Below are 16171 nucleotides of genomic sequence, written 5' to 3'. Positions count from 1 at the left end.
GTATATTGGAGCAAATAAACATAATTTAAGTAAACGTATGATGAAAAGAATTGCACTGGCTTCTTTAAGCCTTGTTGCGTTGAGCTATGCTTATCCGGCCTTTGCACAGGAGAAAACATCCAATTATAGCTATACTGAGGCCTTTGCACCCTTGTTTTTTAAAAATAATGGTAACGAATATCGTTCCGCAGCCGGAAAACCGGGCCCTGCCTACTGGCAAAATGCAGCCGATTATAAAATTCAGGCTTCCCTGAATGATCAAAATGATCAAATTACAGGAGCTGTTGAGATTACTTATAGTAACAATAGTCCGGACAATATGAACTATCTGTGGTTGCAGTTAGATCAAAATATGTTTTCACAACATGGCCGTGGTCAATTGATCTCCCCCTTGACCGACAGCCGTTACGGTGATGGCAACTCCACTTTTGATGGTGGATATCAGATACAATCGGTTACGGACGTAAACGGAAATACGATCGAACATATTATTGACGATACCCGCATGCAGCTTCGACTTCCGACGGCATTAAAGAGCAAGGGCGGAAAAATAACTTTTAAGATTAAATACCAATACACCGTTCCTAAATATGGAGCTGATCGTACCGGTATACTTGATACAAAAAACGGAAAAATCTATGCCATTGCACAATGGTTCCCAAGACTGTGTGTCTATGACGACATTAGAGGTTGGAATACGCTTCCTTATACAGGACCAGGAGAGTTCTATCGTGAATTCGGAAATTACCAGGTTGAGATCACTACTCCAGCAAACCACATGGTTGTCTTGGGTGGCGAATTGTTAAACCCACAGGAAGTATTTACAGCTGAGCAACTCAAACGATACCAACAGGCACAACGTAGCGATGAAACCGTAATCATCCGCTCCGCCGAAGAAGTTACCGCAAAAAACTCCAGACCTGACAAGAAAACCTTAACCTGGAAATATCAACTTAATAATGCGCAAGACATTGCCTGGGCCTCCTCTACGGCATTTATAGTAGATGGTGCGAAGATCAATCTGCCCAGCGGAAAAAAATCCCTTGCTTTGTCAGCCTATCCAATTGAAAGTAACAGTAACAATGCCTGGGAACGCTCGACAGAATATACAAAAGCCGCAATTGAAATCTATTCAAAAAGCTGGTTTGAATATCCTTACCCTGTAGCGGTCAATGTAGCTTCCAATGTTGGTGGAATGGAATACCCAGCCTTGTCGTTCTGTGGCAATCGGGCCAAAGCAGGTTCACTTTGGGGGGTTACTAACCACGAGTTTGGTCACAATTGGTTCCCAATGATTGTCGCATCCAACGAACGTGAACATGGCTGGATGGATGAAGGGTTCAATACATTTATTAACGAACTCGCTACAAAGGAATTCAATAATGGTGAATATTACCGTAATCAGGCGAGCAGATCCTACATCTTTACTGCCCGTAATCTTGAACCGATCATGAGTACTCCGCAAAACATGAAAGAACGTAATATTGGTGCTTTGGTCTACTATAAGCCAGCTTATGGACTGAAATTATTGCGAAACGAAATCATCGGTCCTGAGCGCTTCGATTACGCTTTTAAAAAATATATCCAAGAATGGGCTTACAAACACCCTACTCCAGAGGATTTCTTCAAAGCCATTGAAAACGGTGCTGGAGAAAACCTAAACTGGTTCTGGCGCGGGTGGTTTGTCAACAACTGGCAAATGGACCAAGGTATAAAATCGGTATCCTATGTCAACAACGAGCCAAAATTTGGCGCACTTGTCACCGTGGAAAATCTCGAAAAATTACCGATGCCAGTTATTATTGAAGCGACAACCGTATCGGGCAAGAAGATCCGAAAAAAACTACCGGTGGAAATCTGGGAAAGAAATGACGTATGGCAATTTAAAATACCCACCACAGAGTCATTGCAATCTGTACAGTTAGATCCTGACATGGTCATGCCGGACAAAAACCCAGACAATAATTCGTGGAAAGCAAATTAGCAGATTTTCAAAATCTATTCGTTATTTTTGGCTAGAGAACAATCATGAACGTACGGCGTAAACAAAACAGCAAATATCCTGTTCATTCATAGATTGAAAATACATAACTATATTTATTCGCATGAAAATCTTACAAACGATTCTAAGCTGCTTACTTATTACGCTAATGAGTGGACATCTTGTTGCACAGGAAAAAACCAAGGGGATTATTATGGAACTTGTCAGCGGTGAGAAAATCGAGGCTGCACAGATCCAAAATTTAAGAACCAAGGTTGAAGTACAGACCAATAGAGATGGCTCCTTTGCTATTGACGCCAATATAAACGACCTCTTGTTGATCAAGGCTGTGGGATATGAACAAGATACTGTTTTCATTTATGATAGCAGCTTACGCAGAATCTATTTGAACAGAATGAATAATGTTATCGAACTGAGTGAAGTTGTCGTCGAACGGATGACAGACAGCAGACTTGCTGCTGAAATCCAGCGCGAGAAGACTTTAGGAAAGTATTCTGACGCCAGTCAAAATCGCGGTGGAGTACGGATTTCTCCAAGCCGCATATTTAGTAAAGAGGGAAAACAAGCGCGTTCAAACTATAAACTTCTGGTCGATGAACTCGAAAAAAGAGCAGTTGACAGAAAGTTCACAGAAAACCTGATCAAAGAATTGACTCCGCTCAATGGTTCGGATCTAGCCCTGTTTAAGGAAAGATTTAGACCATCTTATAAATTTATCCAAAACAGCAGCCAAGAAACTTTGAAGGTCTATATCATGGATAGTTATAAAAAATTTAACGAGAAAAAATAAAAAACAAACACTTTTATCACGTGATTGTCAGAAGGTTTTAAACTGTAATAATTTTTATTTCAGTTTAAAACCTTTTCTGTTACTTTGTGTTATAATTTAGAAAAATCAGCAGAGGATGTTACACAACTTGAGGTTCGCAACAGCATTACACATTATGGTTTTGGCACAGTTAGAAGAGTCGAATCAATGGCTTTCTTCTGAATATATTGCGTCAAGCATCCAGGTCAATGCGAGTGTGGTTCGCAAAGAAATTGCATCTCTCAAAACAGCATCTTTATTGACAAGTAAAGAAGGTAAGGGCGGCGGTATTCGCATAAATCCCGAGAATCCAACGATTACCTTGGCTGATATTTATATTAGCTCCAAGCAAAGCGATTTCGGCGGGAAATTTAACAATCCCAATCCGGCCTGTGTTGTTGGCAAAAATATCAACTCCAAACTCCAGGATCTGTATCAGGAAGTCGACACTGATATTGTACAGCGTTTGGAAAAGATAACCCTAGCTGATTTTAGCAAAACATTTAATTAAAGGAAACATGAAAGTAGCAGTAATTGGATCCACAGGATACGTAGGATCTCATCTCGTAAAAGAATTGGTAGACCGCAACTATGACGTCGTTGCAATCGCCCGCCACACCGAAAATATTCCATCGACTGAAAAAGTAACCAAACTCCAAGTAGATATCAATGATAATAATCAATTGGTTTCTGCTCTAAAAGGTGTTGATGTTGTTGTTTCGGCTTTCAATGCCGGATGGACCAACCCTAATCTTTATGAGGATTTTACAAAAGGTGCATTGGCAATCCAACAGGCTGTTAAAGATGCCGGTATCAATCGTTTAATTGTTATTGGTGGTGCAGGAAGTTTATTGATTGATGGAAATAGACTGGTCGATTCACCGGATTTTCCCAAAGAAATTAAACCTGGGGCATTAGCTGCAGCAGATTATCTGAATACCATCCAGAAAGAAGATCAACTTACCTGGACCATGTTTAGTCCCGCTATAGAAATGAATTCCCATGCTGGTGGAACACGTACCGGAAAATACCGCACAGGCCTTGATGCTCCTGTATTTGATCAGGAAGGTCGTTCTAGATTATCAGTAGAGGATCTTGCTGTAGCAATAGCAGACGAAATTGAGAACAAACAATTCCTCAATAAACGCTTTACAGCAGCGTATTAGTACCCAAACAAGCATTTGATTCAGATTTTATTACAAAAGGGAGGAGCAATCTTCCCTTTTTTCATTGAGATCATTTATATTTGACATTAATTAAACAATTGAAAAGCTAAATAATCGTAAAGAATTAATCCTATGCTATTTAAAAAATCGATTCCTCAACTCATTGCTGAAGCAAATGAAAATGGAGAACACACGCTAAAGAGGACACTGTCCAGCTCGGGCCTTATCGCCCTCGGTGTCGGGGCCATCATTGGGGCAGGACTTTTCTCCCTAACAGGGATTGCCGCTGCTGAAAATGCAGGGCCAGCTGTTATCCTATCTTTCATTATCGCAGCAGTAGGCTGCGGATTCGCAGGTCTTTGTTATGCCGAATTTGCCTCTATGATCCCTGTTGCGGGAAGTGCTTACACATATTCCTACGCCACAATGGGTGAATTTGTCGCCTGGATTATCGGCTGGGATCTCGTCCTAGAATATGCACTAGCAGGAGCTACAGTAGCCGTCAGTTGGTCCCAATATTTCAACCAGCTCCTGATGATATTCCATATCCAGCTCCCCGACACCCTACTCAAAGGCCCTTGGGAAGGTGGAGTGGTCAACTTACCGGCTATCATTATTGTTTGTTTACTATCGCTATTGCTGATGCGTGGCACACAGGAGTCATCCCGTGTAAACAATATATTGGTTATCCTAAAAGTCGGTGTTGTATTGATTTTTATCGCCTTGGGATGGAGCTTTATCAATCCTGCAAACCACGATCCATTTATCCCTGTAAATGCAGGTGAAGAGCTTGTAAAAAGTGGACAACAAAGCTTCTGGTCATTTTTAAAGAGTGATGACTTCGGTCACTTTGGTATCAGTGGTGTATTGCGCGCTGCTGGGGTTGTCTTTTTTGCATTCATCGGCTTTGACGCAGTGAGTACAGCTGCCCAGGAAGCGAAAGATCCAAAAAAAGGTATGCCAATCGGTATCATCGGCTCGTTAATAATCTGTACACTTTTGTATGTTTTATTCTCTTACGTAATGACAGGTATCGAAAACTATACGATGTTCAAAGGTGACGCTAAGCCAGTTGCGACAGCTTTTGCCAGAACAGGCTACCATTTCTTAAATACAGCGTTGATTATTACGATTATTGCAGGATACACTTCAGTTATTCTCGTGATGTTACTTGGTCAGAGCCGCGTATTTTATTCGATGAGTAAGGATGGTTTGCTTCCAAAGATATTCTCAGACTTATCCAAAAGACAGACTCCTTGGAAAACAAACGCTATTTTCATGGTATTCGTCAGTATATTCGCAGGTTTCGTTCCAGTTTCAGACCTTGGCCATATGGTAAGTATCGGTACCTTATTTGCCTTCACCCTCGTATGTGTGGGTATTTTAGTACTACGTAAAACAGACCCCAATTTGGAGCGCCCATTTAAAACACCACTGGTTCCTTTCGTTCCGATCATGGGAATCTTGGTCTGTATTTTAATGATGGCTTCATTGCCAATAGAAAGCTGGGAGCGTTTGGCCGTCTGGCTTGGTATAGGCTTATTGATTTATTTTGTATACGGCAAAAAACATAGTGTCATTAGAAAACAACATCAGAACCAACAATAAGCTGGTTAAACATAAAAAAGGCTTCTTTATAGAGAAGCCTTTTTTATGTTTAAGAAATCGAATAGCGCATTCCCTCTATAACGCGCTCAGTTTAAAATAGCCATTCGCAATGGTATCTTCTTCCAAACCGGTCTTTGGGGTAATTTGAATACTATACTGCTCTTTATCACGAGGTAATAGCAAATCTTCGATCTCATAAATATCATCAACATCCAAACCATACTTATCATCGATGTGTGCCGAACTGTGGTGCTTCCAAAAAACAGTCCGTTTTGCCTTTTCAGTAGCCTTGGCCAAACTCGATGCAACAATAAGCTCTTTGTAATGGAACTCATCAAATTCATTCGGTTTGTATCCCCCTAAATTAACAAAAAACAATTTCACTTCCGAATCAACAGCCTGTCCATTCCCCCTTTCAGTAACCTTAATTTCATATTCCCCGATCTTATGGACAATACGGTAGGCATCAATATGGATTTTACCATCAGCCTCAGGCCAAAAATCTTTAATGGGATCAACAAAATCCTTGAGCTCATTCCCAATGCCAAAGAAAATGTCATGCTGTTCTGTCCGTCTATTTTTCGGCTTACAACCGATCAAAATCATAAATAACTTCATAGTCAAAAACCAGTCTTTCAATGTCCATACTAGAATATCCAGTTTATTTTTCAGCGATGTTTATGCGTACGAATCATGGATATTTCATAACTTAAGCCCTATAAAAAATAAAAATAACTATTATCCACCACATTTAACATACATTATAACTTCACAATGCACAAAATATTCCTATCATTTACGTTACTATTCTTATCATTACTGTCCTTTGGACAAAAAGCCGCTACCGATAAAAAACTCGAATCACAGATAAAACAGCTCATTCAGGGTTTTCAAGGCGATGTTGGCATTTATGTACACCATCTTAAAAAAAATAAAGAAGTCAACATTCAGGGCGACAGCATTTTCCCTACAGCAAGCATTGTCAAAATCCCCATTTTAGTCGGTATCTTTGATAAAATTGAAAAAGGTGAACTACAACTTGATCAGCAACTACTCTACCGTTCGAGTCAACGCTATGGTGGCTCAGGACTTATGCAGTTCTTTAAGGATAGTACACAAGTTGACCTGAAAACCTTGGTCGCACTTATGCTATCGTATAGTGATAATGTAACCAGCATTTGGAATCAAAAGCTAGCAGGAGGAGGTATCGCAATCAATCAATTAATGAGTAGCCTTCAACTGCCCCATACACGTGTCAACTCGCAGACAGAGGGGCGGAAACCGGATTGGGAAAAATATGGTTGGGGCCAGACTACACCAAAAGAAATGGCCGACTTGGTCACACTAATCCGACAAGGCAAAGTTGTGTCCTCAAAATCTTCCGATCAGATGTATCGTTTTATGGGCAACATGTTCTATGACGAGAGAGGGCTATCGCAAATCCCTTCCACTATCAAAACAGCTTCAAAAACAGGCTCTTTAGATGACGTACGCAATGAGGTCATTTTGGTCAATGCGCCGAAAGGAGATTACGTTTTCAGTATTTTCACCAAGAACAACACGGACAAAAGCTGGGGTAAAACAAATGAAGCAGAGGCACTGACCCGTAAGCTCTCCAAATTGTTATGGGATTATTACCAATAAGCGTATTGAAGTCAATATGATAACGATATGATATAAAAAAGGTGGGCACTCAAAAAAGTGCCCACCTTCCCTATCTTTAAAATGAAATACGTCGACTAATTCTTTAACGCTTCACCTACATTTTTTGCTTTCCGGCTAATATCGTCACCTACTTTTTTGGAAGCATCTTTTACATCTTTAGCGGCCTCTTTCGTTCCAGTCGCAACATCATTTGCAACTTTCTTCGTACCGTCAGCGACATCTTTTGCAGCATCCTTTGTTTTATCAACAGCCGTGTTCGTTGCATCCACTGTCGCATCTTTTGCATCTTTCAATCCCTCTTTTACATCCTCACCGGCATTACGTAGCGCAGCCTTGGTTTTTTCCCAGGCAGTATTAGCTTCTTCAGAAGCAGCGCGAGCTTTTTCTTCAGCTGCTTTATCACCTTTTGCGATAGCTTCATCCAGATCCTTTTTTGCTTGTTCTGCTTTCAAACGCGCATTTTCTTCCGCATTTTTTAAATCTGCGATCGCCGCATCTACATGCTCACCGACTGTTTGTGCCGAATCTGTCGCTGTAGTGTCTTTTTTCTCCGAATTGTTGCAAGAAGACATCACCAATGCTCCTGCTACGACTGCTAAAAGTGCAATTTTTTTCATTATAAATTGATTTATGAGTGTAGTTTTCAACGGCTCATCAGAGCGCGCTTACATCAATTTACAACTTCTATGCCAAATAGACAAAATTATTGCTTTGGATAGATCGTTCCTTTCGCAGCTTCGAGCGTATTTTTCAATAAACCAACAATCGTCATCAAACCTACGCCTCCTGGAACAGGTGTAATCCACGAGGCCTTAGGAGCAACATTTTCAAAATCAACATCCCCATATAACTTAAAACCAGATTTCGTTGCTGTAGAAGTTTCTCTATTGATACCCACATCGATCACTACTGCACCGTCTTTAACCATGTCGGCCGTAACAAAATTTTTCTTACCAATTGCTGCAACAACGATGTCGCCTCTCAGAACCTCCGTTTTAAGATCTTTTGTACGACTATGTGTTAATGTCACTGTACAATTACCTGGATTGGAATTACGTGCTAGTAAGATACTCATTGGCGATCCTACGATATTGCTTCTTCCAACCACAACGGCGTGCTTGCCTGCAGTATCGATCTTATAATATTCCAACATCAGCATAATACCATATGGTGTTGCTGGAATAAAACAAGGAAGATTACGTTGCATGCGCCCGAGGTTGATTGGGTGGAAACCATCCACATCTTTGCGGTAATCAATTGCTTCGGTAACTTTATCCGGATCAATATGTTTTGGTAAAGGCAGCTGAACAATCAAACCGTCAATAGACTCATCCTGATTGATTTCTTTGACCTTAGCGATCAATTCATCCTCTGTTATGTTTTCATCATAACGAATGTTTGTTGATTCAAAGCCGACCAGTTGACAGTTGCGCATTTTGCTAGCTACATAGGTTTCGCTACCACCATCATTCCCCACAAGGATAGCAACCAAATGAGGCTTACGGCCAGTCTGTGTCGTAAATTCAGCCGCATCTAACGCAATTTGCTCTTTAATTTTTTCGGAAACTAGTTTACCATCTAATAGATTCATGTTTAGGAGATTTTATTGTATTTAAAAGGAGCCCAAGAGCTCCTTTATTATAGTGTTATTTTGATTAATCTAATTTCAATACCGCCATAAATGCAGATTGCGGAATCTCTACGTTCCCAACCTGACGCATGCGTTTCTTACCTTTCTTCTGTTTCTCCAAAAGCTTACGCTTCCGGGAGATGTCACCACCATAACATTTTGCTGTAACATCTTTACGTAAAGCGGAGATCGTCTCACGTGCGATGATCTTTGCGCCGATTGACGCTTGAATACGAATTTCAAATTGTTGACGTGGTAACAGTTCTTTTAGTTTTTCACAGATCTTTTTACCAAAATCATAGGCGTTACTTCTGTGAATTAACGACGACAGGGCATCTACAGGTTCATCGTTCAATCGGATATCCAATTTGACCAAGTCTGACTTGCGATAACCAATCTGGTGGTAATCAAATGAAGCATAACCTTTAGAGATTGTTTTCAACTTATCATAAAAGTCAAATACAATTTCTCCCATTGGCATTTCAAAAACCAATTCAACACGATCTGACGTCAAATAATGCTGATTCATGATCGTACCACGTTTCTGGATACAAAGAGACATAATTGGTCCTACGAAATCCGATTTCGTAATAATATTAGCTTTGATATAGGGCTCTTCGATTGAATCCAATTTACTTGGATCCGGTAGATCTGAAGGATTATGTACGATCACTTCCTCTTTATCTTTGGTCATATAGGCCTTATAAGATACGTTGGGAACTGTCGTGATAACCGTCATATCAAACTCGCGCTCGAGGCGCTCCTGAATAATCTCCATGTGAAGCATACCCAAGAACCCACAACGGAAACCGAAACCCAAGGCTGCCGACGACTCTGGTTCAAACACCAAAGAAGCATCGTTTAGCTGCAAACGGTGCATCGATTCACGCAACTCCTCGTAATCCTCCGTATCTACAGGATAAATACCCGCAAAGACCATCGGTTTCACCTCTTCAAACCCTTGGATAGCCTCAGAACAAGGACGATCTTTATGCGTAATGGTATCCCCTACTTTCACCTCCCGTGCCTCCTTGATACCAGAGATAATATAACCTACATCACCGGTCTTAATGACTTCTTTAGGTACTTGATTCAACTTCAGCGTCCCAATTTCATCGGCAAAATATTCTTTCCCAGTGGCAACAAATTTCACGCGGTCGCCTTTACGGATTTCACCATTTTCAACTTTAAAATAAGCCATGATACCACGGAATGAGTTGAAAACAGAGTCAAAAATCAAGGCTTGCAAAGGTCCATCAGGATCACCCACTGGATGTGGAATACGGTCCACAATAGCTTCCAAAATATCCGGAACACCAAGACCAGTTTTACCAGATGCAGGAATAATCGCATCGCGGTCACCACCGATCAAATCCACAATCTGATCTTTGACTTCTTCCGGCATAGCACCAGGAAGGTCCATTTTGTTGAGAATTGGGATGATTTCCAAATCATGCTCCAACGCTAGATATAAATTTGAAATCGTTTGCGCCTGAATACCTTGAGATGCATCAACGATCAATAAAGCGCCCTCGCAGGCAGCAATTGAACGCGACACCTCATAAGAAAAATCCACGTGTCCCGGGGTATCAATCAGGTTCAAAATATATTCCTGACCATCTCTTTTATAATTCATTTGGATGGCGTGACTCTTGATCGTAATACCACGTTCACGTTCCAAATCCATATTATCAAGTAATTGTGCCTGTGCCTCACGCTGACTGATGGTATTGGTATACTCTAAAAGGCGGTCTGCCAAAGTACTTTTGCCATGGTCAATATGCGCAATAATACAGAAATTACGAATGTGCTTCATATAGGATTTTTAAACTCTTTTGCTAAAAGGCAAAGATACCTTTTTTTATATATATTTATATAAACTAGCTTTTTTTTAGTTTACTATACGCGAAGACATCAGACTAGACACTATTCCTATTAAGAACGGTAGAAACTGCATCCGCTATTCAGCAATAGCATATAAAAAATGTTTCTGATTTCGTGTAACATTGTCTGTGTCCCACGAAATTCGTCCTCGAAATTGCTCCGAACGAATTGGGCAATTGTCGACCTGACAATATTGGCAGCACTGTGGAAGACAAGGATCCGCATGAACGAAAAATTCGGTCCGTACCGACATCTCCTTATTAACAATCTTATCCACAGCAGAAATTTCATCGTGCACCTGGATAAGGTCAAGGTAACGGGGTAGTGTGAGATGGCAATCTACATGGAGTTCGTTCCCATAGCGCTGTACACGAAGATTATGAACATCAATCCATTCATCTTTCCGATTGCGCTCCAAGATTTCGACGACATCTTGTACGAGCGCTGTATCCGATTCATCCATCAATCCACCGATCGATTGGCGAAGTAGCTTATAACCATTGAAGAGGATAAAAAGCCCCAATACAATTGAAATGACCACATCGATCCATTGGAAACCTGTCAGTCTCATCAATAGTAAACCCAGTATCAATCCGACCGTACTATAGGCATCTACCTGCAGATGTTTTCCGTCCGCCACCAAGGTAATAGAGCCCAATGCACGTCCACGCTTCATGATATAGAATCCTACTGCAAAATTTATCACAGATGTAATACCGATCAAATAAATCCCTTGTTCAAGGTGCGTTAACGCTGCCGGAAAGAAAAGATTGTAACAAGCCTTGGCTAAGATAATGGCGCCGGCGATAAAAATAAGTCCACCTTCCAAAAACACCGAAAAGAACTCCACTTTACCATGCCCGTAGGGATGATTCTCATCCTTAGGTTGCGCCGAAAGATAAATACTATAAAATGCAAAACCCGAAGCAATCACATTAACGATACTCTCTGCCGCATCTGTAAAGATTGCACTGGAGTCCGTTAAAAAGTAGGCAAAAAACTTCACAATCATCAAACCTATTCCCGTAAAAAGCGATAGTAAAACCAATCTTCTTTGTCTTGACATGATGCTTATCTTCTATATGAAACCTTCTATGAGCTAATGATGAAATGAGGACTAGCCAGCATTTTTGTGAGCGCAAAGGTAAAGATATAACGACAAATCAGAACGATTAGTTTTGAACATCCAACGTCAGGGATCAATTAAATAACTGTGCTAAATCGCTTCAACAGCCCTTTTATTAAAAAAGCTCAATAAAAGAGCTACTTTTCTTTGTAAATTCTCAAAAATAAAGAAGATTATTTGCAACGTATATAATATCTTTGTCTTACCATGAGCACATCATCATACTTATCAGACAGGATAAATAATTTGTCCGAATCGGCTACACTTAAAATGACCAAGTTGGGCCGCGAATTAGCAGCAAAAGGCGTTAATGTAATTAGCCTTAGCGTAGGTGAACCTGATTTCAACACCCCTGAGCATGTAAAAGATGCAGCGAAGAAAGCCCTAGATGAAAACTGGACGCGTTATTCGCCGGTACCGGGATACCCTGAATTGCGCCAGGCAATTGTAAACAAGTTGAAGACAGAAAACAATTTAGATTATGATATCTCTCAAATTGTTGTTTCTACAGGTGCGAAACAATCCCTGTCTAATGTAATTTTGACTTTGATCAACCCGGGTGATGAGGTAATTATCCCAACACCCTATTGGGTATCATACTCCGAAATGGTCGTTTTAGCGGAAGGAAAATCGGTATTTATCAATACAGAGATCGACAATAACTTTAAGATTACACCAGCACAATTGGAAGCGGCAATTACACCAAAAACCAAATTGTTTATGTTCTCTTCGCCAAACAACCCCACAGGAACAGTTTACAGCAAAGATGAATTGGCTGCATTAGCTGAAGTTTTCGAAAAACATCCACAGGTATTTATCTTATCCGATGAAATCTACGAGCATATCAACTTTGTAGACAAACACGAATCCATCGCACAATTTGAAAGCATCAAAGATAGAGTAATTATCATCAATGGCTTTTCAAAAGCATTTGCAATGACGGGATGGCGTTTAGGTTATATCGCTGCCAACAAAACCATTGCTGCCGCGAATGATAAATTACAAGGACAGACAACCTCAGGTACATGTTCAATTTCTCAACGTGCAGGAATCGTCGCTTATGAACAAGGATTAGAATCTGTCAACAAAATGAAAGAAGCTTTCGCTCGTCGTCGCCAATTGGTATACGATCTATTGACTGAAATCCCTGGCGTAAGAACAAATCTTCCAGAGGGCGCATTCTATTTCTTCCCAGAAATCTCTTCGTTCTTTGGTAAAAAAGACCAAGATGGTAATGTCATTAAAAACTCATCTGATTTGGCATTGTACTTATTGAATGTTGGTCACGTAGCTACAGTAGGTGGAGATTCATTCGGTAACGACAATTACATCCGCTTGTCTTATGCTGCTTCAGACGAAAGTTTGATTGAAGCTTTGAAAAGAATCAAAGAAGCATTAGGAAAACTGGCCTAATCTCCTATCCAAATATAAAAAAGAGCTCAGAGGAGCTCTTTTTTTATGCAGTTCTAATTTTCCTCCTAAATTTTCGGCGCAGCCTAAACGCCTATTCGGTCAAATATCATCTCAGCCCCATAATTTAAGCAGATGTTATCGCTTGAAATAAATATTTATTACATTTACTCCTATGAGTATTTTAACAGAAAAATTTAAAACGCAGCACGACACGGCTCCGTTTTCACAGATAAAAAACGAAGATTATATTCCCGCATTTGATGAGGCTATTCAGAAGACAAAAGATGAAGTCGATGCTATCGTCAACAATCCCGAAACGGCAACTTTCGACAATACCATCGCTGCTATGTCCTACTCTGGACAGACACTAGATCGTTTGTCCAATATCTTTTTCAATCTGCATTCCGCTGAAACCAATGCTGATCTCGAAAAGATCGCACAGGATGTCGCCCCAAAACTATCTGCTTTAGGCAATGATATCACCTTAAATTTCGATCTTTTCAAAAGGGTTAAGGCTGTATACGACCAGAAGGATCAACTGACATTGACGGCAGAGCAAACCACCTTATTGGAAAAATCCTATAAGGATTTTGTACGCAACGGCGCACTTTTAAATGATGAACAGAAAGAAAAGCTCCGCGAAATAGATGCCGAGCTATCGCTTTTAAAATTGAAATTCGGGGAGAATGTCCTGGCCGAAACCAATGCCTATCAGCTGTTGGTAACAGACGAAAAAGATCTTGCTGGACTTCCAGAGGGTGCTGTAGAAGCTGCCCATGCTTTGGCTAAAGCCAAGGAAAAAGAAGGCTGGCTTTTTACCCTGGATTTCCCGAGCTATCTTCCTTTTGTCACTTATGCCGACAATCGGGAACTTCGCAAAGAAATTACCCTCGCCGCAGGCCGTAAAGCTTTTCAGGATAACGAGCACAACAACGTAGACAATGTCCTTAAAATTGTAAAACTGCGCTTCGAACGTGCTAACTTATTAGGCTACGCCACCCATGCAGACTTTGTCCTTGCCGAACGTATGGCGCAAAACCCAAGTAAAGTCACCGAATTCCTAAACGACCTCCTTGGAAAAGCGAAACCAGCGGCAGTGAAAGAATTTGCAGAATTATCCCAATTTGCAAAAAACATGCATGGCATAGACCAATTGGAAAAATGGGATGGCGCCTATTATGCCGAAAAGCTGAAACAGGAACGCTTTAATTTGGACGATGAAAAGCTCAAACCTTATTTCAAACTCGAAAATGTCTTACAAGGTGCATTTGAAGTAGCCCATCGCTTGTTTGGCATCAACTTCAAGGAAGTCGATACAATAGATACCTACCACGAAGAAGTACAAACATTTGAGGTCAGTAAAGACAACGGTGAATTAGTCGCTATCTTCTATGCCGATTTCTTCCCGCGTAAAGGAAAGAGAAATGGGGCCTGGATGACATCTTTCAAACCACAGTACATTCAACAGGGTAAACAAGAACGTCCGCATGTCTCCATTGTTTGCAATTTTACGCGTCCTACAGCTTCAAAACCTTCGCTGTTGACCTTTCAGGAAGTGACCACATTATTTCACGAATTTGGACATGCCCTACATGGTATGCTAGCTGATAGCACTTATCCTACACTATCTGGAACCTCTGTATATTGGGATTTTGTCGAGTTACCGAGTCAGGTGATGGAAAACTGGTGCTACGAAAAAGAAGCTCTTGAGCTATTTGCCAAACACTATGAAACTGGCGAAGTGATTCCGATTGAACTTGTCGAAAAGATCCGCGAAAGCGCTTCATTTCTTGAGGGTATGGCAACAATGCGCCAATTGAGCTTTGGTCTATTGGATATGGGCTGGCATGGACAGGATCCAACCGCGATCTCGGACCTCAAATCATTCGAAGATCAACAGTTTGCTTCGACAAAACTCTATCCCGATGTCAAGGACAATGCCATGAGCACAGCCTTCTCCCATATTTTCAATGGCGGTTATTCTTCGGGCTATTACAGCTATAAATGGGCCGAAGTACTGGATGCAGATGCATTTGACTACTTTAAACAAAACGGTATTTTCAATAAGGAAATCGCAACCAAATTCAAGGATAATATTCTTTCAAAAGGTGGAACCGAACATCCAATGGTTCTTTACAAACGTTTCCGGGGACAAGAACCTTCGGTAGAACCTTTGTTGAAAAGGGCTGGATTGATCAAATAATTGGATTGATCAAATAATTGGATTGATCAAATAATTGGATTGATCAAATAATAAAAAAGCTGGATTTTATATCCAGCTTTTTTATTGGAAACATAAATCCATCAAGAACTTTCTGCCTATCAAAATCCCTGTAAAAATAACAGAACACTCAGCCAGTCAAATAAGGTTCGATTCTTTAGCAATTTTATTAAAGCATCATTTGTTTTCCATTCAGAACCAAAGCATTAAACAAGAATCGCACGTATCTTGCTGATTAAGCAAAAAAATAGTACCTTTGTAAGACATAATTGGGGTTGACCGGAATTGACAGGATGGAGACGGTTATGTAAGCATGTAGTGCGTTGTTAGTAGAGCACTTTAATCTGAACTTTCAGAATTATAACTGGCGAAGAAAACTACGCCTTAGCTGCTTAAGTTAGACTTAACATAGCTATTTGTCCCGTTAGATCCTGTTCTTTGGTTTAACATTCGGGGCATCGAACAATAGAACTGGCAAGTGTGATGTTGCTAAGCACTTGTGAGAAACAGCAACTACGGCGTACGGTATAGGTAAGCGACTCACCTTCCCTCGCTCGACAATTAAAGAGAAGCTAAACATGTAGAAAGCGTATACAGTACCATGACTGGACGAGAGTTCGAATCTCTCCAGCTCCACAAACAAAAAAG

At 40.6% G+C, this 16171-nt stretch carries 13 protein-coding genes and 1 other RNA gene; 9 read left to right on the top strand and 5 right to left on the bottom strand.

Annotated features, from left to right (window positions below):
• The first annotated feature begins 37 nt into the window (after window positions 1–37).
• The 5 genes from B3297_RS01020 to B3297_RS01000 all read left to right on the top strand — a co-directional run bounded on the left by B3297_RS01020 (window position 38) and on the right by B3297_RS01000 (window position 5584).
• Complete coding sequence (locus B3297_RS01020; protein ID WP_239468752.1) at window positions 38–1984, top strand: M1 family metallopeptidase; 1947 nt, start codon at window positions 38–40, stop codon at window positions 1982–1984.
• 121 nt (window positions 1985–2105) lie between these two features.
• Entirely contained in the window at window positions 2106–2792 is a 687-nt protein-coding gene (locus B3297_RS01015; protein ID WP_286778282.1) for a carboxypeptidase-like regulatory domain-containing protein, read from the top strand.
• Between the two features lie 115 nt (window positions 2793–2907).
• The gene (locus tag B3297_RS01010) at window positions 2908–3321 is read left to right on the top strand and encodes an Rrf2 family transcriptional regulator (protein WP_070566147.1); all 414 of its coding nucleotides are present in this window, start codon (window positions 2908–2910) and stop codon (window positions 3319–3321) included.
• A gap of 7 nt (window positions 3322–3328) precedes the next feature.
• Window positions 3329–3976: an NAD(P)-dependent oxidoreductase gene (locus tag B3297_RS01005; protein WP_286778281.1), complete on the top strand. Its 648-nt coding sequence runs from the start codon at window positions 3329–3331 to the stop codon at window positions 3974–3976.
• A 132-nt stretch (window positions 3977–4108) separates the two neighbouring features.
• Window positions 4109–5584 carry an amino acid permease gene (locus B3297_RS01000; protein ID WP_286778280.1) on the top strand — a complete coding sequence of 492 codons (1476 nt, stop codon included), beginning with the start codon at window positions 4109–4111 and terminating at the stop codon, window positions 5582–5584.
• A gap of 75 nt (window positions 5585–5659) precedes the next feature.
• Here B3297_RS01000 and B3297_RS00995 read toward each other — a convergent pair whose 3' ends face one another.
• Complete coding sequence (locus tag B3297_RS00995; RefSeq protein ID WP_046672388.1) at window positions 5660–6202, bottom strand: DUF1543 domain-containing protein; 543 nt, start codon at window positions 6200–6202, stop codon at window positions 5660–5662.
• A 156-nt stretch (window positions 6203–6358) separates the two neighbouring features.
• Here B3297_RS00995 and B3297_RS00990 point away from each other — a divergent pair, with 156 nt between their 5' ends.
• Window positions 6359–7228 carry a serine hydrolase gene (locus B3297_RS00990; RefSeq protein ID WP_070566153.1) on the top strand — a complete coding sequence of 290 codons (870 nt, stop codon included), beginning with the start codon at window positions 6359–6361 and terminating at the stop codon, window positions 7226–7228.
• Window positions 7229–7323: 95 nt separating this feature from the next.
• Here B3297_RS00990 and B3297_RS00985 read toward each other — a convergent pair whose 3' ends face one another.
• From B3297_RS00985 to B3297_RS00970, 4 genes are all read right to left on the bottom strand, one after another.
• A complete protein-coding gene (locus tag B3297_RS00985; RefSeq protein WP_070566155.1) occupies window positions 7324–7866 on the bottom strand; it encodes a hypothetical protein in 543 nt (180 codons plus the stop codon).
• A gap of 86 nt (window positions 7867–7952) precedes the next feature.
• The gene (locus tag B3297_RS00980; protein ID WP_046672391.1) at window positions 7953–8840 is read right to left on the bottom strand and encodes a bifunctional 5,10-methylenetetrahydrofolate dehydrogenase/5,10-methenyltetrahydrofolate cyclohydrolase; all 888 of its coding nucleotides are present in this window, start codon (window positions 8838–8840) and stop codon (window positions 7953–7955) included.
• 64 nt (window positions 8841–8904) lie between these two features.
• Window positions 8905–10695 (bottom strand): translation elongation factor 4, encoded by a 1791-nt coding sequence (gene lepA / locus B3297_RS00975; RefSeq protein ID WP_046672392.1) that lies wholly within the window; start codon window positions 10693–10695, stop codon window positions 8905–8907.
• A 144-nt stretch (window positions 10696–10839) separates the two neighbouring features.
• Window positions 10840–11829, bottom strand: coding sequence for a cation diffusion facilitator family transporter (locus B3297_RS00970; protein WP_153846845.1), 990 nt, complete (start codon window positions 11827–11829; stop codon window positions 10840–10842).
• A gap of 267 nt (window positions 11830–12096) precedes the next feature.
• Between B3297_RS00970 and B3297_RS00965 the strand changes: the two genes are divergently transcribed.
• The 3 genes from B3297_RS00965 (at window position 12097) to ssrA (ending at window position 16162) form a co-directional block, all read left to right on the top strand.
• Window positions 12097–13302 (top strand): pyridoxal phosphate-dependent aminotransferase, encoded by a 1206-nt coding sequence (locus B3297_RS00965; RefSeq protein ID WP_232475608.1) that lies wholly within the window; start codon window positions 12097–12099, stop codon window positions 13300–13302.
• Between the two features lie 172 nt (window positions 13303–13474).
• Window positions 13475–15505 (top strand): M3 family metallopeptidase, encoded by a 2031-nt coding sequence (locus B3297_RS00960; RefSeq protein WP_286778279.1) that lies wholly within the window; start codon window positions 13475–13477, stop codon window positions 15503–15505.
• Window positions 15506–15794: 289 nt separating this feature from the next.
• Window positions 15795–16162: a transfer-messenger RNA gene (ssrA, locus tag B3297_RS00955) on the top strand.
• Window positions 16163–16171 lie beyond the last annotated feature (9 nt).

The sequence above is a fragment of the Sphingobacterium sp. UBA3519 genome, assembly GCF_002377215.1.
In the GTDB taxonomy this organism is placed as follows: domain Bacteria; phylum Bacteroidota; class Bacteroidia; order Sphingobacteriales; family Sphingobacteriaceae; genus Sphingobacterium; species Sphingobacterium multivorum.
The sequence above is the reverse complement of the archived record's forward strand: the minus strand, read 5'-3'. Positions and strand labels throughout refer to the sequence as shown.

Coding starts and splice junctions, on each gene's coding strand:
- B3297_RS01020 (WP_239468752.1), top strand. CDS start 38: ATGATGAAAAGAATTGCACTGGCTTCTTTAAGCCTTGTTGCGTTGAGC.
- B3297_RS01015 (WP_286778282.1), top strand. CDS start 2,106: ATGAAAATCTTACAAACGATTCTAAGCTGCTTACTTATTACGCTAATG.
- B3297_RS01010 (WP_070566147.1), top strand. CDS start 2,908: ATGTTACACAACTTGAGGTTCGCAACAGCATTACACATTATGGTTTTG.
- B3297_RS01005 (WP_286778281.1), top strand. CDS start 3,329: ATGAAAGTAGCAGTAATTGGATCCACAGGATACGTAGGATCTCATCTC.
- B3297_RS01000 (WP_286778280.1), top strand. CDS start 4,109: ATGCTATTTAAAAAATCGATTCCTCAACTCATTGCTGAAGCAAATGAA.
- B3297_RS00995 (WP_046672388.1), bottom strand. CDS start 6,202: ATGAAGTTATTTATGATTTTGATCGGTTGTAAGCCGAAAAATAGACGG.
- B3297_RS00990 (WP_070566153.1), top strand. CDS start 6,359: ATGCACAAAATATTCCTATCATTTACGTTACTATTCTTATCATTACTG.
- B3297_RS00985 (WP_070566155.1), bottom strand. CDS start 7,866: ATGAAAAAAATTGCACTTTTAGCAGTCGTAGCAGGAGCATTGGTGATG.
- B3297_RS00980 (WP_046672391.1), bottom strand. CDS start 8,840: ATGAATCTATTAGATGGTAAACTAGTTTCCGAAAAAATTAAAGAGCAA.
- lepA (WP_046672392.1), bottom strand. CDS start 10,695: ATGAAGCACATTCGTAATTTCTGTATTATTGCGCATATTGACCATGGC.
- B3297_RS00970 (WP_153846845.1), bottom strand. CDS start 11,829: ATGTCAAGACAAAGAAGATTGGTTTTACTATCGCTTTTTACGGGAATA.
- B3297_RS00965 (WP_232475608.1), top strand. CDS start 12,097: ATGAGCACATCATCATACTTATCAGACAGGATAAATAATTTGTCCGAA.
- B3297_RS00960 (WP_286778279.1), top strand. CDS start 13,475: ATGAGTATTTTAACAGAAAAATTTAAAACGCAGCACGACACGGCTCCG.